General features: G+C 72.0%; 19 protein-coding genes and 1 tRNA gene. 15 read left to right on the forward strand and 5 right to left on the reverse strand.

Going from position 1 to position 24,510, the window contains the following annotated elements:
* Window positions 1-59: 59 nt before the first annotated feature.
* Window positions 60-136: transfer RNA gene (locus tag ACTJK8_RS28540), tRNA-Met, on the forward strand.
* Between the two features lie 67 nt (window positions 137-203).
* On the opposite strand, the gene ACTJK8_RS28545 is transcribed toward ACTJK8_RS28540, so the two are convergent.
* Entirely contained in the window at window positions 204-2,348 is a 2,145-nt protein-coding gene (locus ACTJK8_RS28545) for a helicase-related protein (RefSeq protein ID WP_440762917.1), read from the reverse strand.
* Between the two features lie 157 nt (window positions 2,349-2,505).
* Complete coding sequence (gcvA, locus tag ACTJK8_RS28550; protein ID WP_012321335.1) at window positions 2,506-3,393, reverse strand: transcriptional regulator GcvA; 888 nt, start codon at window positions 3,391-3,393, stop codon at window positions 2,506-2,508.
* Window positions 3,394-3,486: 93 nt separating this feature from the next.
* Here gcvA and ACTJK8_RS28555 point away from each other — a divergent pair, with 93 nt between their 5' ends.
* The gene (locus ACTJK8_RS28555) at window positions 3,487-4,713 is read left to right on the forward strand and encodes an MFS transporter (protein WP_440762918.1); all 1,227 of its coding nucleotides are present in this window, start codon (window positions 3,487-3,489) and stop codon (window positions 4,711-4,713) included.
* Between the two features lie 69 nt (window positions 4,714-4,782).
* Here the strand turns inward: ACTJK8_RS28555 and ACTJK8_RS28560 are convergent, their stop codons facing one another.
* Window positions 4,783-6,507 carry an adenylate/guanylate cyclase domain-containing protein gene (locus ACTJK8_RS28560; RefSeq protein WP_440762919.1) on the reverse strand — a complete coding sequence of 575 codons (1,725 nt, stop codon included), beginning with the start codon at window positions 6,505-6,507 and terminating at the stop codon, window positions 4,783-4,785.
* A 610-nt stretch (window positions 6,508-7,117) separates the two neighbouring features.
* On the opposite strand from ACTJK8_RS28560, the gene ACTJK8_RS28565 reads away from it, so the two are divergent.
* From ACTJK8_RS28565 to ACTJK8_RS28625, 13 genes are all read left to right on the forward strand, one after another.
* Window positions 7,118-8,032 (forward strand): hypothetical protein, encoded by a 915-nt coding sequence (locus tag ACTJK8_RS28565; protein WP_440762920.1) that lies wholly within the window; start codon window positions 7,118-7,120, stop codon window positions 8,030-8,032.
* 197 nt (window positions 8,033-8,229) lie between these two features.
* Complete coding sequence (locus ACTJK8_RS28570) at window positions 8,230-8,799, forward strand: DNA-3-methyladenine glycosylase (RefSeq protein ID WP_440762921.1); 570 nt, start codon at window positions 8,230-8,232, stop codon at window positions 8,797-8,799.
* A gap of 108 nt (window positions 8,800-8,907) precedes the next feature.
* A complete protein-coding gene (locus ACTJK8_RS28575) occupies window positions 8,908-10,062 on the forward strand; it encodes a transporter substrate-binding domain-containing protein (protein WP_116656996.1) in 1,155 nt (384 codons plus the stop codon).
* Window positions 10,059-10,685 carry an ANTAR domain-containing response regulator gene (locus ACTJK8_RS28580; protein WP_012321340.1) on the forward strand — a complete coding sequence of 209 codons (627 nt, stop codon included), beginning with the start codon at window positions 10,059-10,061 and terminating at the stop codon, window positions 10,683-10,685. The genes ACTJK8_RS28575 and ACTJK8_RS28580 overlap by 4 nt, the downstream gene beginning before the upstream one ends.
* A 174-nt stretch (window positions 10,686-10,859) precedes the next feature.
* On the forward strand, window positions 10,860-11,705 hold the full coding sequence (locus ACTJK8_RS28585) for a nitrilase family protein (RefSeq protein WP_059409966.1): 846 nt from the start codon (window positions 10,860-10,862) through the stop codon (window positions 11,703-11,705).
* A gap of 44 nt (window positions 11,706-11,749) precedes the next feature.
* Window positions 11,750-12,904, forward strand: a complete 1,155-nt coding sequence (locus ACTJK8_RS28590; RefSeq protein WP_012321342.1) for a substrate-binding protein — start codon at window positions 11,750-11,752, stop codon at window positions 12,902-12,904.
* Window positions 12,905-13,266: 362 nt separating this feature from the next.
* Window positions 13,267-14,100 carry a branched-chain amino acid ABC transporter permease gene (locus tag ACTJK8_RS28595; RefSeq protein ID WP_440762922.1) on the forward strand — a complete coding sequence of 278 codons (834 nt, stop codon included), beginning with the start codon at window positions 13,267-13,269 and terminating at the stop codon, window positions 14,098-14,100.
* A complete protein-coding gene (locus ACTJK8_RS28600; protein WP_063111413.1) occupies window positions 14,093-15,898 on the forward strand; it encodes a branched-chain amino acid ABC transporter ATP-binding protein/permease in 1,806 nt (601 codons plus the stop codon). The genes ACTJK8_RS28595 and ACTJK8_RS28600 overlap by 8 nt, the downstream gene beginning before the upstream one ends.
* Window positions 15,891-16,634 (forward strand): ABC transporter ATP-binding protein, encoded by a 744-nt coding sequence (locus ACTJK8_RS28605; RefSeq protein ID WP_116656998.1) that lies wholly within the window; start codon window positions 15,891-15,893, stop codon window positions 16,632-16,634. Before ACTJK8_RS28600 ends, ACTJK8_RS28605 begins: the two co-directional genes overlap by 8 nt.
* 148 nt (window positions 16,635-16,782) lie before the next feature.
* Window positions 16,783-17,715: a DUF1028 domain-containing protein gene (locus ACTJK8_RS28610; protein WP_182180366.1), complete on the forward strand. Its 933-nt coding sequence runs from the start codon at window positions 16,783-16,785 to the stop codon at window positions 17,713-17,715.
* Window positions 17,696-19,108, forward strand: a complete 1,413-nt coding sequence (locus ACTJK8_RS28615) for an amidase (protein WP_440762923.1) — start codon at window positions 17,696-17,698, stop codon at window positions 19,106-19,108. Before ACTJK8_RS28610 ends, ACTJK8_RS28615 begins: the two co-directional genes overlap by 20 nt.
* Before the next feature lie 166 nt (window positions 19,109-19,274).
* Window positions 19,275-19,505 (forward strand): hypothetical protein, encoded by a 231-nt coding sequence (locus ACTJK8_RS28620; RefSeq protein ID WP_012321348.1) that lies wholly within the window; start codon window positions 19,275-19,277, stop codon window positions 19,503-19,505.
* A gap of 44 nt (window positions 19,506-19,549) precedes the next feature.
* Window positions 19,550-19,966 carry a DUF1236 domain-containing protein gene (locus tag ACTJK8_RS28625; RefSeq protein ID WP_012321349.1) on the forward strand — a complete coding sequence of 139 codons (417 nt, stop codon included), beginning with the start codon at window positions 19,550-19,552 and terminating at the stop codon, window positions 19,964-19,966.
* A gap of 394 nt (window positions 19,967-20,360) precedes the next feature.
* Here ACTJK8_RS28625 and ACTJK8_RS28630 read toward each other — a convergent pair whose 3' ends face one another.
* Window positions 20,361-23,837 carry a CheR family methyltransferase gene (locus ACTJK8_RS28630; RefSeq protein ID WP_012321350.1) on the reverse strand — a complete coding sequence of 1,159 codons (3,477 nt, stop codon included), beginning with the start codon at window positions 23,835-23,837 and terminating at the stop codon, window positions 20,361-20,363.
* Complete coding sequence (locus ACTJK8_RS28635; protein WP_024828800.1) at window positions 23,818-24,378, reverse strand: PAS domain-containing protein; 561 nt, start codon at window positions 24,376-24,378, stop codon at window positions 23,818-23,820. Before ACTJK8_RS28635 ends, ACTJK8_RS28630 begins: the two co-directional genes overlap by 20 nt.
* Between the last annotated feature and the right edge of the window lie 132 nt (window positions 24,379-24,510).

Here is a 24,510-nt window from a genome sequence, read left to right on the forward strand (position 1 = left end):
CCCGGACACCGCGCCCGCTTGTCAGAGCCGGCGCACCCGGACCAGCCGCACAGACTTGGCGCGGGGTGGAGCAGCCCGGTAGCTCGTCAGGCTCATAACCTGAAGGTCACAGGTTCAAATCCTGTCCCCGCAACCAACGTCACCCCGAGAAAGCCCGCTGCGCCGACCGCGCAGCGGGCTTTCTCATGTCCGGACGCCGCGTCTCACCGCGCGCCGATCGTCCGCCGGCTCCGCCGCTCTGCCTTGCGGGTCGCGGTCTCGCGCAGGTGCTGCTCGATGGCGTCGTTGGCGCGGCCGCGCATGTGGCGGATGGCGTCCACGTCGTCGAAGGTCTCGGGGAAGCGCCGCGACAGCCACAGATAGGCGCTGGCGAGCTTCACCGTTCGCTCCTGGTAGTCGAGCGCGCCCGCGAGGTTGCCGCGCAGCGCCGGCACGGTGAGGCCGGCGGCCCGGGCCTGGCACCAGCGCTCCAGCAGGCCCATGGCGATCTCGTCGCGCCGGTCGATCGGGCAGACCGAGAAGGCGAACTTCTCCTCGATCGGCAGCCGCGCCCGGTCGACGGTCCGGGCGACCTCCAGCACTTCCTCCAGGGCCGAGGGCTGGAACGGCGAGCCCGCGTAGAAGGTCGCCCGGGCGAAGTGGGTCAGCACCTCGTGCAGGCTGTGGGTGCGCATCTCCTCGGCCACCGAGCGGATCGCCCCGAGATCGGGGCGGACGTAGAAGCGCGTGTCGGCCGCGGGCGCCGTCGGGGCGCCCGACAGGGCGGTGCGGATCGGCTCGGCGGCGAACGGGTCGGTCGCCGCCACGTAGCCGATATCCTGGTGACCGTAGCGGCCGGCCCGGCCGGCGATCTGCCGGATCTCGGAATGGGTCAGCGCCCGCTCGGCGGTGCCGTCCCACTTGCGCACCGCCGAGAACACGATCCGCTTGAGCGGCCCGAGGTTGAGCCCCATGCCGATCGCGTCGGTTGTGACCAGCACGTTGGCCTCGCCGGAGCGGAAGCGCGCGGCCTCGGCGCGGCGGACCTCCGGCGACAGGGCGCCGTAGATCGTCGCCACCCGGTGGCCGCGGGCGACGAGGACCTCGCGATTCTCGTGCACGGCCCGGCGGGAGAAGGCCACGACCGCGTCGCCGGCCTCGACCTTCTCCAGCGGCACCGGCTCCTCCAGGAGCAGGAGCGGCGACTTGCGGGTGAAGGGGATCACCTCCAGCGACTCGTCGGCGGCCTCGGCGGCGCGGCGGACATACGACAGGGCGTCGTCGGAGCCGCAGACGATCACGGTCCGCGCCGGCACGCCGAACAGCGCGTTGGTCCAGGCCCAGCCGCGGTCGGGATCCGACAGCATCTGGATCTCGTCGATCACCGCGACGTCGATCGGCCGGGTCAGGTCGGCGGTCTCGATGGTCCGGGCGGTGTGGGTCGGGTTGGCCTCGCCCAGCACCTCCTCGCCGGTGATCATGCCGGCGCGGAGCCCCCGCTCGCGCAGGGTCTCGTAATTCTCCAGCGCCAGGAGCCGGAGCGGCGCGAGGTAGGCGCCGGTCTCGGCCGCCGTCAGGTGTTGCAGGGCCGCGTAGGTCTTGCCGGAATTGGTCGGCCCCATGTGGAACAGGATCGTCCGGTTGAGGCGCCGGGCGGCGGTGAAGCGCTCGATATAGGCGCCGAAGCCGACCTGATCGCGCAGGCGGCGCAGGCGCGAGCCCTCGCGCGCCACCGCCTTGGCGTGCCGGCGCACCGGCGTGAGCGTGTCGTTGAGGCCGCGGGCGAGCTTCGGGCCGTAGGTGAAGACCCGGGACCGGAGCGAGCGGTCCATGTGGGCGATGTAGGCGGCGGCGTCCGCCCCGACCTCGCGCAGGTCGACGAGGAGCTGCGCCCGCAGCCGGTCGACCGGCTTGTGCAGGGCGCGGGTCGCCTGCAGGGCCGTGCGCGCCACGGCGTCGCGCAGCGCCTCCAGCCGGTGCGTCGGGTCGTTCCGGGCGGCCATGCGGGCGAGGATCTCGGCCGCCTCCGGCTCGGGGGCCATGTCGAGCCGCAGGTCCAAGCGGCCGTTGTCGAGGAGCGGGATCTCGGTCCGGATCAGCCAGGTGATGCGGTGGTCCTTGGTGACCACGGCCCGGAGGTTGGGGATCGCCTTCCGGATCGCCGGGACGCCGGTCTCCGCGAAGGCCCGGGCCGCCTGCATCTCGCGCAGCGCGCGGGCGACGCGCTCGTCCTCCACCTCGGCGCCGTAATCGGGCAGGTCGAGATGGGCGAGCAGCCGGTCGAGGTCGACCGCGTCGGGGGACAGGCCGAGCCGGCCTACGGATTCGATCAGGCTCTCGATCGTCGGGCGGAGACGCTTGCGCGCCATGCGGTCACCTTCGGCAGAAGCGTCTCACGCAAACCCGGGTGCGGTCGGGGGCGTTCCGGATCCGATCCATGCGCCGGACGGCGGCGGCCGCCAAGCCGAGATCGTCATCGCGCGCGCCGCGAAGCCATCCGGGCGGCGCGCCGTCCGACAGCGGCGCTCACGGCTGCCGCGCGGCCTCGGCGAGCCAGCCGCAGAAGGCCCGCACCGCCGGGTCCTCCGCCCGGGGTTCCGGGACGTAGGCGTAGTAGCTCCGCGCCGGCAGGGCCGGCCCAGCGAAGGGCAGGGTCAGGCGCCCGGCCGCGACGTCGTCGGCGATCAGCCGCTCGGGCCCCATGGCGACGCCGAGCCCGTCCAGGGCGGCCTGAAGGGTCAGGTAGAAGTGTTCCAGCGTCACCGTGGCCCGCGGCGCCAGGTCCGGGACGCCCGCCGCCCGCAGCCAGTCGGGCCAGACCCGCGGCAGCGTCGCGGCGTGCAGGAGCGTGTGCTGCCGGAGATCCTCCGGCACCCGGAGCGGCAGCCGCCGCAGCAGGTCCGGGCTGCAGACGGGAATGCGCCGCTCGGACAGGAACGGCGCCGCGCGGTGGCCCGGGCGGCTGTCCGGGCCGCCCCGGATCGCCACGTCGAACGGCTCGGCCACGCTGGCGAGGGGCACGTTCGAGGTCGTCAGCCGCACCTCGATCGACGGGTTGGCCCGCTGGAAGCCCGACAGGCGCGGGATCAGCCAGCGCAGGGTGAAGGTGGCGAGCGCGTTCACGCGCAGCAGGCGCGGCCGGCCGCGCTCGGCCTGGCGCGCCGTGGCCAGGGCGATGCGGTCGAGGGCGGCGCCGATCTCGGTGGCGTAGGCGCTGCCCGCCTCGGTGAGGACCACGCGCCGGTTGTGGCGCTCGAACAGCGGCAGCCCGAGCCAGCCCTCCAGCGTCTGCACGTGCCGGCTGACCGCCCCGTGGGTGACCCGCAGCTCGTCCGCCGCGCGCGTGAAGCTGCCGTGCCGGGCGGCCGCCTCGAAGGCTTTCAGCGCGTTCAGCGGCGGCAAACGACGATGCACGGGTCAGGTTTCCTCACACGAGTGTCAGCATAAGTCGTTTGTCAGCGACGGACCAGGCGGCCATCCTGTGACGGAACCATGAAGGATGGCTGGATGTCCGTCGCGTCCGATCTGACCGCGTCTTCCGAACCCGTCTCCCTGCCGGACGCCCGGCGCACGCTGGTGGCCGCCGGGGTCAACCACGCCCTGCACGACGGCTACACGGACCTGATCTACGTGCTGCTGCCGGTCTGGCAGGCGGAGTTCGGCCTCGACTACGTCGCCCTGGCGTTCCTGCGCTCGCTCTACAACGGGGCGCTGGCGGCGCTGCAGATGCCGGCGAGCCGCCTCGCCCAGGCCTGGGGCGCCCGGACCGTGCTGGTACTCGGCACCGTGCTCAGCGCGGTCGGCTACGCGATCGCCGGCGCCTCGGGCGGGCTCGTCGGGCTCGGGATCGGGCTCCTGCTCGGCGGCGCCGGCAGCAGCACCCAGCATCCCCTGGCCTCGGCGGTGATCGCCCGGGCCTACGGGCCCGGCGCCCGCGGCCCCCTCGGCACCTACAATTTCACCGGCGATCTCGGGAAGGCGGCGGTCCCGCCCCTGGTCGGCCTGCTGCTGACCCTGACGGGCTGGCGGCACGCGCTCTGGGTGATCGCCGGCGTCGGGATCCTCGTCGCGCTCGCGGTCGCGCGCCTGTTGCCGCGTGAGCCGGCGTCACGCACCGGCGTCGCCGCGGCGAGGCCGGCACCCCACCGGGCCGGGACCGGGCCGGGGCGCGGCACGGGCTTCCGGCTGCTCGTCGCGATCGGCATGCTCGACAACGCCGCGCGCCCGGCCTTCCTGCTCTACCTGCCGTTCCTGCTGCAGGAGAAGGGCGCGGCCCTGACCACGGTGGGCCTCGCCCTGTCGCTGGTCTTCGTCGGCGGCGCGCTCGGCAAGGCGGTCTGCGGGCGCCTCGGCGAACACCTCGGCGTGACCCGGACCGTGATCCTCACCGAGACCGGGACGGCGCTGGCGATCCTGGCGGTGATCGGGCTGCCGCTGGCCCCCGGGCTGATCCTGCTGCCGCTGCTCGGGGTGATGCTGAACGGCACCTCGTCGGTCCTCTACGGGACCGTGCCGGAACTGGCCCCGGGCGGCCAGGTCGAGCGGGCCTTCGCGGTGTTCTACACCTGGACGCTCGGCGGCAGCGCGCTGGCGGCGCCGCTGCTCTACGGACGGCTCGGCGACGCCGCCGGCCCGCACTGGGCGGCCGCGGCGGCGGCCGGGACGGCGCTCGCCGTGGTGCCGCTGATGCTGGCCCTGGCGCCGCGCCTCGGGACGGAGCGTCAGCGGGCCTGAGGGGAGGTACGCGGTCGCGTCGCGGATCACGCGTCGCCGCGCGCGCAAGGACGGACAAGGACGGGAACGTCAGAGGCTGCCCAGGGTGCTGACCCGGACGGCCTCCGACCGGCCGTCCACCGCCACGTCCCGGATCTCCGCCGGCGCCACGCGGGCGGCCCGGTAGACCGTCTCCGACACCACGGCCACGCAGCCCAGGGTCTTGGTCAGGCCCTGCAGCCGGGACGCCACGTTGACGGTGTCGCCGAGCGCGGTGAAGCGGGCGTCGGTCGCGTCCCCCATCTCGCCGACGATCGCGGGGCCGGCATGGACGCCGACCCCGTAGCGCAGGATGTGCTCCAGATCCTCCGCCAGCAGCCGGTTCAGGGTCTCGACGGCGTCGGCGATGCCGTCGATCGCCCGCAGCGCGTCCCGGGCCGCCTGCTCGGGCTCGGTCTCCAGGCCGAACAGGGCCAGGAGCCCGTCGCCGAGGAACTGGTTGGCCGAGCCGCCGGCCTCACGGACGGCGTCGCCGACCGCGCCCAGGAAGCGGTTGATGATGAACACCGTGTCGTAGGGCAGGCGCTCCTCGGCGAGCCGGGTCGAGCCGCGCAGGTCGACGAACATCGCCACGATGAAGCGCTCCTCGCCGGACTGCGCCCGGTCGAGCAGGTCGGCCTGACGCATCCGCGGCTGCGGCGGCAGCAGCGGCACCACGGCCATGTCGGTCTCCGGCCGGAACTGGCAGGCGAGGCGCACCCCCGGACCGGCGGCGATGCGCTCCAGCACCGCCCGCTCCGTGCGGCCGGGCGCCGGCGCGCCGTCGCTGCCGTCCGTCACCCGGATCCGGCAGGTCGAGCACCGCCCGCGGCCGCCGCAGACGCTGGCATGGGGGATCCGGTTGCGCCGGCTCGCCTCCAGCACGCTCGTGCCGCGGGGCACCCGCACCACCCGCCCGTCCGGGTAGCTGAGCCGGATCGTGCCGCGCTTGATCTCGGCGAGCGTCCGCGCGCCGCGGGCCGCGATCACCGCCGCCACGAGGCCCGCGTAGGTCCCGAGCAGCCCGTCCCGGACGGCGGCGAGCCGCGCCACCTGGTCGGGCAGCCCGACATGGACCGGCTGGAGCGCCGCCGCGCGCCACGCCGGATCCTGCGCCAGGGTCAGGACCATCCGGCCGCCCTGCGCGAAGCCCAGCAGCGACAGGACCGGCACCAGCACCGCGAGCGCCAGCAGCCAGGGCGCCACGCGGTCGAAGCCGGGCTTCAGTCGCAGCCAGAAGTACAGGCCCATGCAGCCGTGGATCCAGGCGACGACCAGGACCGTCACCTGCAGCAGGCCGAGGGTCGGCGAGGCGATCCAGAAAGTGTAGAGTTCCTGCGCGTAGCCCTTGTCGAGCCCCTCGGTGACGAAGGAGACCCGGGTCCCGACGATGTGGCTGATGAGCAGCGGCGGGATCAGCAGGCCGGAGACCAGCTGCAGGGTCTCGGACGGCCGCCAGTGGAAGAAGCGCGCCGCGTAGAGGGCCTGGAGCCCGAGCAGCAGGTGGACCACCAGGGCGCCGTAGAGCGCCGTCAGGCCGGCGGGGTTGAGCCAGACGGCCGTCACGAGGTCGAGGCCGTCCTCCATGGCGTCGAGGGAGACGTTGCCCAGGGCGTGGTTCAGCAGGTGGGTCAGCACGTAGCCGAACAGGATCAGGCCGCTGGCCAGCCGGAGGCGCCGCAGGGTCAGGCGGAGCCGCGCGGCGCGCGGGGCCGACCGGGGTGGCGCGCCCGACTCGGCGGACCGGAGCGTCGCGGTCGAGGCTGTGCGCACCATGCTGGAGGTCCGAGGGGATCGGTTCTGGGCCCGCCATTCACGGCCCCTCGTACCAGTAAGACTTCCGCGGCGTCCGGTTTATTTTATTTCGCCGGCATGATGCGGGTCTGCGACGATCGGTATCCGATGCTCAGCCGCGCAGGGCGTCGAGATTTTGTGCATGAGCACCTCCGGCTCCACGGTGTGGCGGGCCGAGCGGCGGAACGGCACTGCACACCGCACCCCGGCAGTCCGAGCCAGCGTCCCGGCGCGAACGCCTGGAAGTTGGCTCGCGGCCACAAAGGCGACATTAACCGGCTCGAGACTGCTGGGCTCCAGACGCGTCACCGGCGCGCGTAACGGGCATCCGTTCAGAGCCCGCTCCGCCGAAGTGGATACCGGTTCGACGCAGCAGAGCGCCTCAAAACAAGAGCTTGAAGCCGTGGTCCATGGCAAAGCGATCGGGCGCGCCTCTCACGGGTCAGCCGGAGGGCTCCTCCCTGGGTTGCACTACCCAGGGAGGAGGATCGATCGATTTGAGCAATCGGACGTATCAATTGACAACGTTCACTCGTCAAATTCTCCTGACACGCAGCAGAATCGGCGTGCTTGCATTTGATCTGAGAATTAGATGAAATCATACGATCTTACGATTAGTCAGAAGCGGGCTGTCAGAACGGATCCTAGTTGTCATGGCTGGTGCTATGGCCTGCCACCGGGCATTTCTTCAGCGCAGTGGCCTCTGGATCCTGCTAATGGCTATCCGCTTCAACACGGTTTTACGTTGCTGCTGCCGGAGGAATATCGCTGCCACGGGCCAGATGTCGTGGCTTTTTCCTTCTTCGCGTCGTCGATTGATCACAACGATGGCGGCCCCACGGTGAAGGCCCCCGGGATCCGCCCGGCGATGGGTGGCGCGGAAGCGCCCGACAACCCCGAGCTCAAGCTCTTCTGGGAGGCTGAGCAGAGGGCACACCCGCGGCTGTCGCGCATGGAAGACGGTCTCGGAATTGCCTATGCGGTCATCATGCTGACCCGTGCCGAATTCGATGGCCCCTTCTGCGCGCCGCCAATTCTGATCGCCAATCGCTACCGCGATGCTCTGGAGCCGCCAGCTTGGCTGACGATCGGGGGGGCTGCGAGTTATTGGCAGTTCGGTTCCTCCTACAGGTGGGTGCGGGACACTTTTGGCGAGAAACCCGCGAACGATCCGATTGAAAATCGCGCGATCCATTGGACGCCGCGGGCCTGTGATCCGAATGCCGGCCGCATTCCTTACGATAAATTTCTTCACGACCCGACCGATTACGTGCATCCAGAATGTGCGATCACTGAGGAGGACGGCAAGACCGTATTCCATGATCCCGAATGGACACGTGATCATAAGCCGAACCATATCGGCGGCACGATGCGGCCGTCCCAGTGGGTAACTCAAGTAAGTATTTACTATATCGAATTCGAAGAATATTTCGGTGGCTTCAATTTTGGTGGAGGCAATGCGCAGCTCGATTTTCAGAATATGATATTTGATTGGTCCTGCGGTTGATGAATTATTCGGTCATCTCGGCGAATCGAAGATCGCCGTTCCAGCGACATCTCACAACGATCCGGCTCGGGACGACATCCCTATCTGGATCCGGTCCCGCGAATCCTATCAAGTCGCGGAGCGGCGAATTTCTACTGCTGACTTGTCCCAATGGGACATTTAGCGGCCGGCACGGTGCCCTCGAACCTGGAGCCCCGATGCTGGACATCTTCTTCGCCCGCAGCGCCGCCGCGGTGGCCTTCGACCTGATCGGCGCGCGCCTCTTCGTCGGCGCGGCCGGCGGGGTCATCGTCGAGACGGAGGCCTACGACAGCACCGATCCGGCCTCCCACAGCTTCCGCGGCCCGACCCGGCGCAACGCCAGCATGTTCGGGCCGCCGGCCCACGCCTACGTGTACCGCTCCTACGGGATGCACTGGTGCCTGAACCTCGTCTGCGAGCCCGGCAGCGCCGTGCTGCTCCGGGCCCTCGCGCCGACCGAGGGGCTTCCCGCGATGCGGGCGCGCCGCGGCCTGGAGGATCCGCGCCTCCTCTGCGCCGGCCCCGGCCGCCTCTGCCAGGCCCTCGGCGTCACCGACGCGCTGGACGGGGCGCCCCTCGCGCGGGCGCCGTTCCGGTTCGAGCCCCGCGCCGCGGGTGATTCCGAGACCGTCGACGTGGTCAGCGACCGGCGCATCGGCATCACCCGCGGCGCCGAGACGCCGTGGCGCTTCCTGCTCGCCGGCTCCCGGTTCGTGAGCCGCCCGGCGCGGAAGGCCGCCGGGTGAGGGCGCCCGCCGCGCGCCGGTCGGGGGAGCCTTCGCAGCGGGGGCTCCCTCGGCTAGGACAGCGGGGCGCGCAGCCCTCCGGGCGCCTGCGGCGAGCCCGGGGGGACCATGGCGGCCAGGGATGAAGCGACGTGGCGGGTCGGCGTCCTGTTCTCCCGGAGCGGGGTGAGCGGCATCACCGAGACCGAGCATTTCCTCGGCACCGCCCTGGCGATCGAGGAGATCAACCGGGCCGGCGGCGTGCTCGGGCGGCCGATCGAGCCCGTCTGCTACGACCCCGCGGGCGACACCGACGCCTACCGCACCCTGGCCCGGCGGATGCTCGCCGAGGACGGGGTCGAGGTGGTGTTCGGCTGCTCGCTCTCGGCGAGCCGGAAATCGGTGCTCTCCACCGTGGAGCGGCACAACGGCCTGCTCTGGTACCCGTCGATCTACGAGGGCTTCGAGTACTCGGAGAACATCATCTACACCGGGGCGACCCTCAACCAGAACGTCTTCGCCCTGGCCGACTACCTGCTGCAGGAGCACGGCAGCCGGATCTTCCTGATCGGGTCCGACTACATCTACCCGCGGGAGTCGAACCGGGTCATGCGCGACCTGATCGAGGCGAAGGGCGGGACCATCGTGGGCGAGCTGTACGCGGCCCTCGACGCGGACGACGCGGCCCACGCCGCCATGATCGCGGCGATCCGCGACGCCGCCCCGGACGCGGTGTTCTCCACGGTGGTGGGGCGCGGCGCCGAGCGGCTCTACCGCGCCTACGCCGAATCCGGCATCGACCGCGCCCGCTGCCCGATCGCGAGCCTGACCCTGGCGGAGGGCCAGATCCGCGCGATCGGCCCCGGGCACTGCACCGGCCACGTCCTGGCGGCGCCGTATTTCGGCGCGCTGCCCGGCGAGGAGAACCGGCGCTTCGTCGCCGCCTTCCAGGCCCGGTTCGGGACCGAGCGCCCCACCAGCATGTGGTCGGAGACCGCCTACGCGCAGGTCCACCTCTTCGCCCGGGCGCTCGCGGAGGCCGGCACCCTCGACGCCGAGCGCCTGGGCGCGGCGGCCCTGCGGCAGCGCCTCGCGGCGCCGGAGGGCGAGCTGGCCTTCGACGGCGAGACGCGCCACATCTGGCTCACCCCCGGCATCGGCGTCGCCCGCGCGGACGGGCAGTTCGACGTGGTCTGGCGGGCGCGGCGGCCGGTGCGGCCCGACCCGTACCTCGCGTGGTCCCGGTTCGAGACGAACTGGCTGGAGGAGGGGCTCGCCGCGTGACCGCCCCCGCCCGCAAGATCCTGGACGACCTGCGGCGCGCCCGCGCCCTCGTCATCCATCCCCGGGACGAGGAGGCCGACGCGCTGCTGGAGCAGCTCCGCCGCCTCGGCTGCGCGGTTTCCCTGGCGTGGCCGCCGCCCGCCGCCCTGCCGGCCGACATCGACACGCTGTTCATCCAGCTCGACGACGCCCAGGTGATGCACCTGCTGCCGTCGATCGAGGCGATCGAGCCGGCGGTCATCGCCATCGTGGCCTACGAGAGCCCGACCTCGCTGAAGGCGATCGCCGACGTCAACGCCCACGGCGTGCTCAACAAGCCGCTCCACCCGCGGGGCGTGCTGACCCAGTTCGCCCTGGCCCGCTACCGGCGCGGCTACGAGGGGCGGCTCACCAGCAAGATCAACCGGCTGGAGGAGACCATGAAGGGCCGCCGCACCGTCGAGAAGGCGGTCCGGCTGCTCGTCGACCTGAACCGGATCGACGAGGACGCCGCCTACAAGATGCTCCGGGACCGGGCCACCGCCGCCCGCGTGCCGATGGCGAGCGTGGCCGAGAGCGTGGTCACGGCGCACGAGGCGATGAGCGGCCTCGGCCTGCGCATCGCGTTGGCGGAAAAGACCTGATCGCAGCAGCTTGCTGCATTTATGGTCTTGCGGTCTGTTTCGGGGTGCGTATCGTAGTCTAACCGGGCAAGGTTGCCCCGCAGCAGCAGTGCTGCATGACATCACGGCTTTGAAGCCTCTGGTTCGCGGATGTTTGTATCCGCGCCCAGGGGCTTTTTGCGTTTCGGAGCTTTCATGATCCAGGCGAACGGTCCTGTGCGCCCGCCGATACGGGTGTCGTGCATCCAGTTCGAGCCGGAATTCGGCGCGGTCGACGCGAATATGGCGCGCGCGTCGGACCTCGTCCGCGCGGCCGCCGCCGAGGGCAGCCGGCTGATCGTGCTGCCGGAACTCGCCAGCACCGGCTACGTGTTCGAATCCGCCGCGGAGGCCGCGGCCCTGGCCGAGCCGGTGCCGGACGGCCCGACGACCCGGGCCTGGGCGGCCCTCGCCGCGGAACTCGGCGTCCACATCGTGGCGGGGATCGCCGAATCCGCGGGCGAGACCCTGTACAACGCCGCCGTGATCGTCGGGCCGGGGGGCTATATCGGCACCTACCGCAAGGCGCATCTCTGGGATCAGGAGAACGTGTTCTTCGCCAGGGGCGACCTCGGCTTCCCGGTCTTCGACACCGCGCTCGGCAAGGTCGGCGTCGCCATCTGCTACGACGGCTGGTTTCCCGAGACCTTCCGGCGGCTGGCGCTCGCCGGCGCCGAGATCGTCTGCATCCCGACCAACTGGGTGCCGATGCCCGACCAGCCCGAGGGCGAGGCCGCCATGGCCAACACCCTGCACCGGGCCGCCGCCCACACGAACGGCATCTTCATCGCCTGCGCCGACCGGGTCGGCATCGAGCGCGGCCAGCCCTTCGAGGGGCAGAGCCTGATCATCGGCCCCAAGGGCTGGCCGCTCGCCGGCCCGGCGAGCCGGGACCGGACCGAGACCCTCTCGGCGTTGGTCGACCTCGACGCGGCAGGCCGCAAGGACCTGAACCGCTTCAACTCGCTCCTGCGCGACCGCCGCACCGACATCTACGGTTGAGCCGAGATCCTTACCCACCCCCGTCCGTCCCAAGGAGTTCGTTCATGGTGAAATGGTCCCTCGTCGGCGCCGCGGCGCTCGCCCTCGCCGCCACGGCCGCGCGGGCCGCCGACGGCAAGCCGATCGTCATCGGCATCCCGATCGGCCTGTCGGGCGCCAACAGCGTCGTCGCCCCCTCGGTGGTGCAGTCGGCCGAGCTCGCCGTGGAGGAGATCAACGCCAAGGGCGGCGTGCTCGGCCGCAAGCTCGTCCTGGAGGTGGCCGACGACGCCTCGGGGGCGGCCGGAGCCCAGAAGGCCTTCGACAGCCTGATCTACCAGAAGAAGGTCGACGTCCTGATCTCCATGGAGACGAGCGCGGCCCGCAACGCCGGCCTGCCCGCCGTCACCAAGGGGAAGGTGCCGTACATCTACACCTCGTTCTACGAGGGCCATTCCTGCAACAAGAACATGTTCGTGGACGCCTGGGTGCCGGAGCAGCAGGTGCCGCCGGTGGTGGACGCCTTCAAGGCGAAGGGCGCCAAGACCTACTTCCTGATCGGCAGCGACTACGCCTTCGGCCGCGGCATGCTGGGCTTCGCCAAGAGCTACGTCGAGAAGACCGGCGGCAAGGTGGTCGGCGAGGAGTACCTGCCGATGGACGGCAGCGACTGGACCGCGATCATCTCCAAGCTGAAGGAGGCCAAGCCCGACGCGCTGATCACCTCGACCGCGGGCGGTGCGCCGAACGTGACGCTGACCAAGCAGCTGCGCGGCGCGGGCGTGTCGCTGCCCTTCGCCAACCTCGCGCTGGACGAGGGCACCGCCAAGAGCATGGGCGCGGATGCCGAGGGCGTCTACCTCTCGGCCTCCTACGTCACCGGGATCGACAGCCCGGAGAACAAGGCCTTCCTGGCGGCGATGCAGAAGAAGTTCGGCGCGGAGCTGCGCACCCCGAACGACCTCTCGGTGCCGGAATACGAGGCGATCTACCTGTACAAGGCCGCGGTCGAGAAGGCGGGCGGGACCGAGACCGCCAAGGTGCTGGAGGCGCTGCCGACCGTGAGCTTCACCGGGCCGCGCGGCACGATCACCATGAGCAAGCAGCACCACGCGCCGCTGACCATGTATCTCGGCCAGATCCAGAAGGACGGCACCGTGAAGGTCGCCGGCACCTTCAGGGACGTCGATCCCGGCGAGCAGTGCCCGAAGCTGCAGTGAGGGGAGGGGCTGGGGGATCCGATGATCTCCTTCGCCCGCCGAGGCTGCCGGATCCACGCTTCTGTCCCCGCTACGCGGCTGCGGGATGAAGCGCGGGTCCCCTCTCCCGTGCGGGAGAGGGACAGGGTGAGGGATCGGGTCTTTCAGGACGACGCGCGCCCTGTCGCCGCGTCGACGGTGTGCTCGGTCCTGAACCTTCTCGACCCTCACCCCAGCCCTCTCCCGGGCGGGAGAGGGGGCAGATCGCGCCCTGCCACCGCCGGTGTCCCCCGGAAGTCTGTGATCACCGTAGCCTCCGCGGGGCAGGGGGCGCGTCGTCACCCGCCGCGTCCTCTGCCGTTCCCGCGCACCCGGAAACCCCGATGCTGCTCACCCTCGACATCCTGACCACGGCGGCGATCCTGTTCGTGGTCTCGATCGGCCTCCTGGCGATCTTCGGCGTGCTCAAGATCATCAACTTCGCCCACGGGGCGTGGCTGACGGTCGGCGCCTACTGCGCGGTGGTGACCGCCAAGCTCGGGCTCAATCCATGGGCGGCGCTGCCGCTGGCCTTCGCGGTCGGCGCGGCGCTCGGCGGGCTGGCCGAGCACTTCATCATCCGCCCGCTCTACCGGCGGCCCCTCGACGCGATCCTCGCGACCTGGGGGCTCGGCATCGTGGTCGGGCAGCTCATCACCCTGGCCTTCGGCCGGGACGTCCAGCTCACCCCGAACCTCTACGCCGGCACCGTCGAGATCCTCGGCGTCGACTACTCCGCCTACCGCCTCGTCGCCCTCGGCATCGCACTCGCGATCGGCACGCTGTTCGCGCTCACCATCGAGCGCACCCGGCTCGGCCTCTCGGCCCGGGCGGTGATCATGAACGAGACCCTGGCGCGCAGCCTCGGCATCGACACGGGGCGCGTGCGCCTCGTCGTGTTCATGCTCGGCGCCGGCTTCGCGGGGCTCGCGGGCGTCCTGCTGACGCCGCTCACCAGCGTCGACCCGAACATGGGCGTCTCCTGGCTGATCGGCGCCTTCATGCTGGTGATGGTCGCCGACGCCTCGTACCTGGCGCTCGCGGCGGCCTGCCTCGTCTTCGGGGCCGCGCAGGTTCTGATCAGCACCTTCGTGAGTCCGATCCTGGGCAGCATCGCCGTCGCGGTGCTCGCCGCCCTCGTGCTGCGGATCAGCCCGAAAGGTTTCTCCCGTGCTTGAGACCCTTCCCGTCGCCGAGCGCGCCGCCGCGGCGCCCCGCGGACGCCGCCTGTCCCGCGCCGCGCCCTTCGTGGTCGCGGCCCTCGCGGCGCTGGCCCTCTGGATCGCGCCGCTGTTCCTCGACACCTTCGCGGTCAACGTCCTGACCCGGTCGATGATCTACGCGGTGCTGGCGGTCACGGTCGACCTGCTCTGGGGCTTCGCCGGGATTTTGACCTTCGGGCAGGCGGCGTTCTTCGGCATCGGCGCCTACGCCACCGCGATGATCCTCACCGCCTACGGGGCGACGCCGCTGGGGATCGCCGCGGCCATCGCGGCCGCGCTGGTCGCGCCGGCCCTGCTCGGCCTCGCGGTGGGGTGGCTGTCCTTCTATCACCGCTCGACCCCGCTCTACGCCTCGGTGATCTCGCTCGTCGTCCCGATCGTCGTGGTGCAGCTCATCTACTCGGGCGGGGAATGGACCGGCTCCAGCAGCGGCCTCGTCGGCTTCGACGTGCTGCCCTTCGAGATCGAGGGCTATTTCCGCCTCGCGGCCCTGTTCCTGATCGTCGTCACGCTGGCGGCCTGGATCCTGGTCCGGGCCGATGCGGGCCGCGCCCTCGTGGCGCTCCGGGACAACGAGGCGCGCTGCGCCTATCTCGGCCTCAACCCGCGGCGGCTGCAGATCCGGCTGACCGCGGCGCTCGCCGGGATCGCGGGGCTCGCGGGCTTCCTGTTCGCCAACGCCTCGGGCGTGGTCGCGCCCGAGAATGCCGGCTTCCTGTTCGGCACCGAGCTGGTGATCTGGGTGGCGCTCGGCGGCCGCGGCACGCTGCTCGGCCCGGTGCTGGGCACCGTCGCGATCGACTACCTCGCGGCGAACCTGTCCGGCGACCTGCCGTTCCTCTGGCAGCTCCTCCTGGGGACGGCCTTCGTGGCCATCATCATCCTGCTGCCGGGCGGCCTCGCCGACCTCGTCGGCCGCCTCTGGCGGGCGCTGCCGGTGGGCCGGCGGGAGCCCGCGCCGCCGCGCCTCGTCGCGCGCCCGGCCGGGACCGGGGCGGCCCCATCGGACGCGCCGATCCTCAAGGTCGAGAACCTCGCCAAGGCTTACGGTGCCCTGACGGTGCTGGAGGGCATCGACCTGGAGATCCGGGCGGGCGAGCTCGTCAGCCTCGTCGGGCCCAACGGCGCCGGCAAGACCACGCTGATGCGCTGCCTCAGCGACGGCACCGAGCCGTTCAGGGGCGCCATCGCCATCGGCGGCACGCCCATCACCGGGCTGACGCCGAACCGGATCGTCGGCCTCGGCGTCGGGCGCAAGTTCCAGGTGGCGAGCGTGTTCGAGAGCCTGTCGGTGGCCGATTGCCTGCGGCTCGCCCGGGCGTCCCACGACGGCCTGAGCCCGGTCGGACAGGCGGAGACGCTGGGCCTGCCGCAGCCGGCCCTCGACGTGCTGCGCATGACCGGCCTCGACCGGCTGCTGACCCGGCCGACGCGCCTCCTGTCGCACGGGCAGAAGCAGGCGCTGGAACTCGCCATGGTGGTCGCTCTGGAGCCGCGGCTGATCCTGCTCGACGAGCCCACCGCCGGCCTGACCAAGGCCGAGCGCACCACCATCGGGACCGTCCTCAAGGCGCTCACCGCCGAGGGACGGATCGCCGCCGTGCTGGTCGAGCACGACCTCGACTTCGTGCGCGAGATCTCGTCGCGCATCGTGGTGCTGCACCAGGGCCGGCTCGTCCTCGACGGCACCGTGGACGCGGTCGTCGGCTCGGAACTGGTCCGGACCATCTATTCGGGAGGCGGCCATGGGTGAGGCAGCGCGGCGGGCAGCACGGCAGATCGCGCCGGCGGGGGCCGCCCTCGCCCTCGAGGCGGTGTCGAGCGGCTACGGCGCCGTCTCCATCGTGAGGGACGTGTCCCTCTCGGTCGGGCCGGGGGAGATCGTGGCGCTGCTCGGCAAGAACGGCATGGGCAAGACCACCCTGCTCAAGACCGTCCTGGGGATGGTGGCCCTGCGCGGCGGCGCCGTCACGGTCGGGGGCCAGGCGCTCGCCGGCCTCACGCCGGCCAAGCTCAACGCGCTCGGCGTCGGCTACGCGCCGCAGGAGCAGCCCCTGTTCCAGGACCTGTCGATCCGCGACAACCTGCGCCTCGCGGTGCCGTCCGACCGGATGCTGCCGGAGGCGCTGGAGCGGCTGTTCGGCCACTTCCCGTTCCTGAAGGACCGCCTCGCCCAGCGGGCCGGCACCCTCTCGGGGGGCGAGCAGAAGATGCTGATCCTCGGGCGCGCCCTGATGCTGCGCCCGCGCCTCCTGCTGATCGACGAGATCTCCGAGGGCGTGCAGCCCTCGATGGTCGAGCGCCTGCGCGGCGTGCTCCAGGCCGAGCGGGCTTCGGGCGTGTCCATGCTGGTGGTGGAGCAGCACGTCGCCTTCGCGCTGGCGCTCGCCGACCGCTACGCCGTCCTGAAGCTCGGCGAGATCGTCGACAGCGGTCCGGCGCAGGCGCCGGACGCGCGGGCGCGCGTCATCGACCATCTGGCGGTGTGAGGTCGACCCGGATCCGCCACCGTCATCGCGAGCGCAGCGAAGCGACCCAGGGTCGCGCCACGCTCCGGACGGGGCGCTGCTGGATTGCTTCGCTGCGCTCGCAGAGACGGTGGTGGATCGGGAGCAGGGAGGAGGAAGCCGTAGGCGCATGAGAGAACTCAACACCTTCTCGATCGCCGCCCGCTGTCCCCGGACCGGGCAGCTCGGCGTCGCGGTGGCGAGCGCCGTCCCGGCGGTGGGCGGGCTCTGCCCGTTCCTCAGGGCCGGGATCGGGGCCGTCACCACCCAGTCCTGGGTGAACCCCTACCTCGCCGCCCGCATCCTCGACGGGCTCGCCGACGGGCAGCATCCCGACGCGGCGCTGGCGGCGGCGCTCGCCACCGACGACCGGCCGGACCTGCGCCAGCTCGGCCTCGTCGACGCGCGCGGGACCGGCGCGGCCTGGACCGGCGCCGGCTGCACGCCGGCGGCCGGCCATCGCACCGGGGCCGGCTACGCCGTCCAGGGCAACATGCTCGCCGGGCCGGGCGTGATCGACGCCATGGCGCAGGCCTTCGAGGAGAGCGCCGCCCGGGATCTCGACGAGCGGCTGATGCGCGCCCTGGAGGCCGGCGACGCGGCCGGCGGCGACCGGCGCGGCAAGCAGTCGGCGGCGCTCAAGATCGTCGCCGGCGAGGATTACCCGCTCCTCGACCTGCGGGTCGACGAGCACGCGGAGCCCGTCGCCGAGCTGCGCCGCGTCCTGGCGGTGGCCCGCCGTCAGCTCGTGCCGTTCGTGGCCGGCATGCCCCGGAAGGACGGCCCGGCCGGCGCCCTGCCGGACGACGTCGTGGACATGCTGCTCAAGCCCCCTGCCCAGCGGCCGGGCGCTACCGAGGATGCGGCCCCCGACCTCCTGCGCGACGTCGTCGGCCTGCGCCAGGAGCCCGGGCGGGTCGCGCACCTGCTGGCCCAGTTCGCGCCGGTGCTCGCCGAGATCGCGCGGCTGCGCGACCTCGACCTCGCGGACATCCATCCGCCGGTCGTCTTCGATCCGACCTTGCCGTATCGCCGGGTGCCCCATGACGACCGCCGCGACTGACGCAATCTGGCAAGCGCCGATCACCGAGCTCGCGCGGATGATCGCGGCGCGGGAAGTGTCGAGCGCCGAGCTCGTCGGCGCCAGCCTCGACCGGATCGCGCGGCTCGACGGCGCCCTGAACAGCTTCGTCCACCTCTCGCCCGCGGCCCTCGACGCCGCGTGCGCGGCCGATGCCGAGATCGCCCGGACGGGTCTGCGCGGCCCGCTGCACGGCATCCCGCTCGCCATCAAGGACAACTACAGCACCGCCGACATGCCGACGCGGGCCGGCACGGCGGTGGAGGCCCTGACCTTCCCGGCGGCCGACAGCCACGCCGTGGCGCGACTGCGGGCGGCCGGCGCGGTGATCCTCGGCAAGACGCGCATGCACGAATTCGCCTGGGGCATGGTCACGCCGCCGACCCGCAACCCCTGGGACCCCGACCGGGTGCCCGGCGGCTCCAGCGGCGGCTCCGGCGCCGCGGTCGCGGCCCGCCTCTGCCCGGCCGCCCTCGGCTCGGACACGGGCGGCTCGATCCGGATCCCGGCCGCCCTGTGCGGAATCGTCGGCCTCAAGCCGACCTACGGCCGGGTCGGCCGGTCGGGGATCGTGCCGCATTCCTGGTCCCTCGACCATGCCGGGCCGCTGACCCTGACGGTGGCCGATTCCGCCCTGATGCTGCAGGCGCTCGCCGGCCCGGATGCCGGCGATCCCGCCGCCAGCGCGGCGCCGGTCCCCGACTACACGGCCGGGCTGGACCGGCCGATCCGGGGCCTGCGGGTCGCGGTGATCCGCAACCACTTCTTCGACGCAATCGACGACGACGTCGCCGCCGCGATCGAGGCGGCGCTCCGGTTCCTCGAAGACCGGGGCTGCGCGGTGCGCGACGTCGCGGTGCCGTCCCTGCGCCACGGCCTCGGCGCGATCTACGCCATCGAGCTCGCCTCCTCGACCGCCTATCACGGCCGCAGCCTCGCCCAGGGCCACGTGGCGGGCTTCGCGGCCGACGTCCGCGACCTCGTGGAGATGGGCCGGCTCGTGACCGGGCCGGACTACCTGCGCGCCGAGCAGGCGCGGGCCCTGATCATGGCCGAGATGGCCGGCGTCCTGGCCGAGGCCGACGTGATCGTCGGCCCGGCCTCGCCGCTGACCGCGTGGCGGACGGACGAGTCCGCGGTGTCGCTCGGCGGGCGCGCGGAGAGCGTGCTGGCGGCCTCCTGGCGTCTGACCTACCCGTTCAACCTCGCGGGCCTGCCCGCCATCGCGCTGCCCTGCGGCTTCGACCGGCGCGGCCTGCCGATCAGCCTCCAGATCGCCGCCCGGCCCTTCGCCGAGGCCGAGATCCTGCGCGTCGCCCACCAGTACGAGCGGGCGCACGACTGGTGGTCCCGGGTGCCGCCCCTGGCCGGCTGACGCGCCGCCCGGTCCCGCGCAGCTGAGCGGGACCGGGGCGGTCGATTGTACGCAACCAATACCGCATCTAATCGTGCGGATCCGCGTGATTTACCGGTCGATGCCTGTGGAACCCTTTCTCCGTGGTCGCCGTTGCTGGGTTCGATTGAAGTCAGGAGGCTCACCAATGCGGACCATCATTCTCTCGGGTGCCCTGCTCGCGGCCCTGTGCGGCGCGGCGAGCGCCGAGGACACCACGGTCATCCGCCGCGACGGGCCCGCCGTCGTCGACCACCGCGACACCACGGTCGAGCGCCGGGAGGTCACCACCGGCAGCGTCGATTGCGGCTCCAAGACCGTCCACAAGGAGGACGGCATGGGCAACTCCAAGACCGTCCACAAGGAAGGCTGCAACTGATCCCCGGCGGCCAGACGCGACCTGACGACCCTGGAGATCTCAGCATGACGAGCAAGCTTCTTCTGTCGCTGGCGACCGCCGGCCTCCTCGCCCTCCCGGTGGCCGCCCAGGCGCAGGGCACCCTGCGGGGCGCGGCCGAGGGCGCCGAGGCCGGATCGGCCGCGGCCGGACCGGTCGGCGGCATCGTCGGCGGCGCGGTCGGCGCGGCGACCGGCACGGTGGGCGGCATCCTGGGCGTCGACGACCGCCCGCGGTTCCGCAGCTACGTCCGCGAGCGCGGCGCGCGCTCCTACAGCTGGGGCGGCCCGGTCCGGGTCGGCACCGTGCTGCCGGAGGACAGCGTCACCTACTACGACGTGCCCAGCGAGTACCGGGTGCGGCCGGGCTACCGCTACACCATCGTGAACGACCAGCCCGTCCTGGTCGATCGCGGCCACCGCATCGTCGAGGTCATCGACTGATCGGAGGGGCGCCGGGATCCCGGCGCTCCGTCAGGCAGGACGGCCCGCCCGGCATCGCCGCGGCGGGCCGTCGCGCGTGCGGCGGGCCGTGCCGGACGAGGAGACGAGATCGCGCGTCTCGCGCGGGCACGGGCGCTGGAGACGAGGCGCGACGGACCCCCTCTCCCGGGTGGGAGAGGGCCGGGTGAGGGACGAGAAGTAGCAGGATCGAGCGCCCCGTCGCCGTTCAGCCGAAGTCGAGACTTTCTCGGTGAGGCCGCATCCCTCACCCTGTCCCTCTCCCGCACGGGAGAGGGGACCCGCGGCCGGTCCTGAAGCCGCTGCCGACACGGACGGGCGGATCCGACGGCCCGCCGCGAGGGCGCGGCCGGTCGCGGCGGGAGCGGCCCCCGCCTCACCCCCGCGTGAGCACCAGTTCCGGCAGGTGCAGGGTGATCCGGTAGGCGGAGGCGTCGTGACTGCGCGTGACGCGCGCCTCGAGCTGGCGCAGGGACATCTCCACCAGCAGGGTGCCGAAGCCCCGGCCCGGCCGCGGCTCGGCGACGCGGGCCACGCGCTCGCACCAGTCCAGGACGAGCCCGTCCGCCTGCCGGTCCCAGGTGACGGACAGCGCGCCGTCGTCGGACCCGAGCGCGCCGTACTTCACCGAGTTCGTCGCCCACTCGTGCAGGATCATCGCCAGCGACGACACGTGCCGCCAGTTGATCGCCACGAGGGGACCCTCGATCACCGTGGGGACGTGGTCGCGGTACGGGCGCAGGGTCGCGCCGATCAGGCCCGCGAGGTCGCTCATGCCCTGGCCGTCGGACGGGTCGGCCAGGGAATGCGCCCGCCCGAGCGCCGAGATGCGGTCGCGCATGTCGGTGGCGAAGACGCCGATCTCCCGGTGCGTGCGGGCGCCCGCCGAGATCATGCCGCCGATGATCGCGAACAGGTTCTTCACCCGGTGGTTCATCTCCCGCAGCATCAGGTCGCGGGTCTCGGCGAGCGCGTATTCGGGCGACACGTCGATGCAGACGCCGACGATCCGCTTCCGGTCGCCGCTCCGGGTCAGGCGCCCGTAGCTGCGGATGTGCCGCGGCGCGTGGTCGGCGGCGCGCACGCGGATGCGCGCCTCGAACTCGTCCAGGCCGTGCGCCGCCTCGGACAGCGCCGCCTCGAAGCCGGGACGGTCCTCGGGCAGCACGCTGGCCGCCAGGGCCGCGGTGGGGTGCGGGGCGTCGGGAGCGAGGCCGAACATCGTGCCGGCGGTGCTGTCGACCACGACGGTCCCGGCATCCGGGCTGTATTCCCAGACGCCGATGCCCCCGGCCTTCACGGCCAGTTCCAGCCGCTCGCGCTCCGCGGCGAGCTGGCGCTCCAGCGACAGCGCCTCGGTGATGTCGGTGAGCACCAGGGTGGCGCCGTCGACGCTGCCGTTCTGCAGGCGGTAGGGCAGCACCCGCAGCGAGAGCGTGCGCTCCCCGTCCCGGGTGGCGACGCGCCGCTGGATCACCGAGCCGCCGGCGCAGACCTCCCGGGCGTCGTGCAGGTACTCGTGCCCGGCGAGCCGGCTCGACACGTCGGCGAGGGGGCGGCCGCGATCGCCCGGCTGCAGCGGGAAGATCGTGGTGGCCGCCGTGGTGAAGCTGCGCACCTTCAGCTCGCGGTCGAGCACCACGACGGCGAGGTCGGTGGATTCGAAGAAGTTGCGCAGGTCGGCATTGGCGATGGTCAGCTGCTCGACCTTGATCTTCAGCTCGTCGTTGACCGTGGACAGCTCCTCGTTCGTCGACTGGAGCTCCTCGTTCATCGACATCATTTCTTCGTTGGAGCTCTTCAGCTCCTCGTTCGTCGTCTCCAGCTCCTCGACCGCCGAGCGCAGCTTGTAGCGGGTGCGCAGCAGCTCCTCTTCCAGCGCCTCGACGTGGTCGCCGCCGGCATCCATCTCGATCAGGTCGAGGTCGTCCGCCGCCCGGAAGGCGCCGGTGTCGCGCACGACCAGGAGCATCGAGCCGTCGGGCAGGGGATCGCAGATCAGCTCGACCGGCTGGACGCCGTATTCCGAGCGGATCTCCACGTCGCGGACGACCACGCGCTTGCGCACGTCCCGGGTCTGGCGGAGCAGCGGGCCGATGACGTCGCGCAGGCCCGGGCGCGCGAGGGTGATCGCGCTGGTGCCGCCGGTCCGGGTCACCGGGAAGTCGAAGTAGCGGCTCAGGCGCCCGTAGGCGGCGATGATGCCGCCATCCTCGTTGAGCACCATGCTGGGCGGGGCGTAGCGCTCCATGACGCGGCGCACCGCCACGGTCTCGTCGGCGATCGAGGGCTCGCCGCGGCGCTCCTCGCGGCCGCCGCGCCGGACCTCGCCCCGGCGCGCGCTCCCGGGCAGGTCGATCGGGTATTGCGGCGCGCCCGGCGGCCGCTCGAACAGGCGGGCATGCTGGTCGATGACGGGGAAGAGGTGCTCGAACCGGCTGACGCTCTCCGAGGGGCCGAGGAACAGGTAGCCCCCCGGCCGGACCGCGTAGTGGAACAGCGGCACCACCGATTGCTGGAGGCGCTCGTCGAAGTAGATCAGCAGGTTGCGGCAGGACAGGAGGTCGACCCGCGAGAAGGGCGGGTCCTTGACCAGGCTGTGGCTGGAGAAGCGGATCAGGTCGCGGATCTCGGCCGCGACGGTGAAGCGCTCGGCGTGGAGGACGACGTAGCGCTCCCGCAGATGGGCCGGGATGTCGGCGAGCGCGGCGGCCGGGTAGGTCGCCTCCCGGGCGATCTGGAGCATGCGCTCGTCGATGTCGGTGGCGAAGATCTGGACCGCCAGCGGCACGCCGAGGCGGCGCGCGGCGTCGGCGAACAGCATGGCGATGCTGTAGGCCTCCTCGCCGCTGGAGCAGCCCGGGATCCAGACCCGGATGTCCTCCTCGGGATCGCGGGTGCGCAGCAGGGGTTCCACCACCCGCTCCCGGAGGAGCTCGAACATCTCGGCGTCGCGGAAGAACCGGGTGACGTTGATGAGGAGGTCGCGGAACAGCGCCTCGCACTCGGTCTTGTCGGCCCGGACGCGGCCCAGATAGGCCCGGCCGGACTCGAGCCCGAGCACGTGCATGCGCCGCTCGACCCGCCGGACCAGGGTGGTCCGCTTGTAGCCGGAGAAGTCGTGGCCCACCGCGGCGCGGATGACCCGGCAGAGGTCGTCGATGTGGTCGGCGACGAGGCGGGCCTCGTCGTCGACGCCGTCGGTGCCGCGGCGGCGGAAGAAGCTCGTGAGGCAGTCCACGATCTCGCCCGGCGGCCGCACGAAGTCGACGAGGCTGGTCCCGACCGCCGAGAGCGGCATGCCGTCGTAGCGGGCGGTGTCGGGCTGCTGCACCACGCAGACGCCGCCGTGCTCCTTGATCGCCCGCAGGCCGGTCGTGCCGTCGGCCCCCGTGCCCGACAGGATCACGCAGGCGGCGTTGGCCTGCTGGTCGACCGCGAGCGACAGGAAGAAGTCGTCGATGGGCCGGCGCAGGCCCCGCGGCTGGACGAAGTGGGTGAGTTCGAGGACGCCGTTCTGGATGACGAGGCCGCGCCCGGGCGGGATGATGTAGACCTTGTCGCCCGCGATCCGCTCCCCGCCCTCGCACTGCAGCACCTCCAGCTCGGTCTGCCGGTCGAGGAGCTGCGCCAGCATGCTCTCGTGGTTGGGGTCGAGGTGCTGGACGATGACGAAGGCCATGCCGGTCGGCGGCCGGGCGCGCGCCAGCATCTCCCGCAGGGCCTCGAGGCCCCCCGCCGAGGCGCCGATTCCCACGACGGGCCCGGCGAAGGGCGGGGCGGTCACCGTGCCGGCGCCGTCCAGGACCTCCGAGGCCTCGCCTCCGGGGGCGTTAAGGAAATCCTGGTGCATCGAGATCCGCGAGCGTGAGCTTGGCCTGCGCGACCGTGGCGACCGTGTTGGCGATCGTCATCAGCGAGCCCTCGATGACGAGCCCGCTCTCCGCAAGCGTCGGGGTCAGCCGGGTCAAGGTCCGGCCGAGTTCCGTATCGTAGGCGGAAAGCAACTCGGGTTGCGAGCGGCTGACATCGAATTGGGATGCGAAAAGAAAGCGCACCTCGCCCGAGAGCGCCCTCAGTTTGGACATGTACAGCAGGTTGACGAAGGGCTTCCCGTCCTTGCGGAAATTCAGGATCGGCGTGCGCACCGTGTCCTGCCGGTCGTTCTCCAGGAAGGCGTGGATCTTGGCCCGCGCCTCCCGGTTGTCGGCGTCGCGCTGGAGGAGGCGGCAATTGCGCCCGACGACCTCCGCGCCCGTGTAGCCGGTGAGCTCGTGGAACCGCTCGTTCACCAGGAGCAGGACGTTGTCGTCGCCCGCCGCCGCCAGGGCCAGGGCGATGTGGGATTTCGCGAAGAAGGTCGTGAGTTCGGCCGGGATGGTCTGCGTGTCCACGGTAGGTTCCCTGTCGCCTCCGTTGGCGCGGTCCTGCTGGTTCGCTCCCGGGTCCGCCCGACCGACGGGCACCGTGCCGAGGACGCCCGCGAGGACGCCCGCGACGACGCCCTCATGGGCGCGCCGGCGCGG

The organism is Methylobacterium sp. 22177 (genome assembly GCF_052045615.1).
In the GTDB taxonomy this organism is placed as follows: domain Bacteria; phylum Pseudomonadota; class Alphaproteobacteria; order Rhizobiales; family Beijerinckiaceae; genus Methylobacterium; species Methylobacterium radiotolerans.

Excerpts from the sequence above, each read along its gene's own strand:
- ACTJK8_RS28545 (WP_440762917.1), bottom strand. The coding sequence starts at position 2,348 with ATGGCGCGCAAGCGTCTCCGCCCGACGATCGAGAGCCTGATCGAATCC.
- ACTJK8_RS28555 (WP_440762918.1), top strand. The coding sequence starts at position 3,487 with ATGTCCGTCGCGTCCGATCTGACCGCGTCTTCCGAACCCGTCTCCCTG.
- ACTJK8_RS28560 (WP_440762919.1), bottom strand. The coding sequence starts at position 6,507 with ATGGTGCGCACAGCCTCGACCGCGACGCTCCGGTCCGCCGAGTCGGGC.
- ACTJK8_RS28565 (WP_440762920.1), top strand. The coding sequence starts at position 7,118 with ATGAAATCATACGATCTTACGATTAGTCAGAAGCGGGCTGTCAGAACG.
- ACTJK8_RS28570 (WP_440762921.1), top strand. The coding sequence starts at position 8,230 with ATGCTGGACATCTTCTTCGCCCGCAGCGCCGCCGCGGTGGCCTTCGAC.
- ACTJK8_RS28575 (WP_116656996.1), top strand. The coding sequence starts at position 8,908 with ATGGCGGCCAGGGATGAAGCGACGTGGCGGGTCGGCGTCCTGTTCTCC.
- ACTJK8_RS28585 (WP_059409966.1), top strand. The coding sequence starts at position 10,860 with ATGATCCAGGCGAACGGTCCTGTGCGCCCGCCGATACGGGTGTCGTGC.
- ACTJK8_RS28590 (WP_012321342.1), top strand. The coding sequence starts at position 11,750 with ATGGTGAAATGGTCCCTCGTCGGCGCCGCGGCGCTCGCCCTCGCCGCC.
- ACTJK8_RS28595 (WP_440762922.1), top strand. The coding sequence starts at position 13,267 with ATGCTGCTCACCCTCGACATCCTGACCACGGCGGCGATCCTGTTCGTG.
- ACTJK8_RS28605 (WP_116656998.1), top strand. The coding sequence starts at position 15,891 with ATGGGTGAGGCAGCGCGGCGGGCAGCACGGCAGATCGCGCCGGCGGGG.
- ACTJK8_RS28610 (WP_182180366.1), top strand. The coding sequence starts at position 16,783 with ATGAGAGAACTCAACACCTTCTCGATCGCCGCCCGCTGTCCCCGGACC.
- ACTJK8_RS28615 (WP_440762923.1), top strand. The coding sequence starts at position 17,696 with ATGACGACCGCCGCGACTGACGCAATCTGGCAAGCGCCGATCACCGAG.
- ACTJK8_RS28620 (WP_012321348.1), top strand. The coding sequence starts at position 19,275 with ATGCGGACCATCATTCTCTCGGGTGCCCTGCTCGCGGCCCTGTGCGGC.
- ACTJK8_RS28625 (WP_012321349.1), top strand. The coding sequence starts at position 19,550 with ATGACGAGCAAGCTTCTTCTGTCGCTGGCGACCGCCGGCCTCCTCGCC.
- ACTJK8_RS28630 (WP_012321350.1), bottom strand. The coding sequence starts at position 23,837 with ATGCACCAGGATTTCCTTAACGCCCCCGGAGGCGAGGCCTCGGAGGTC.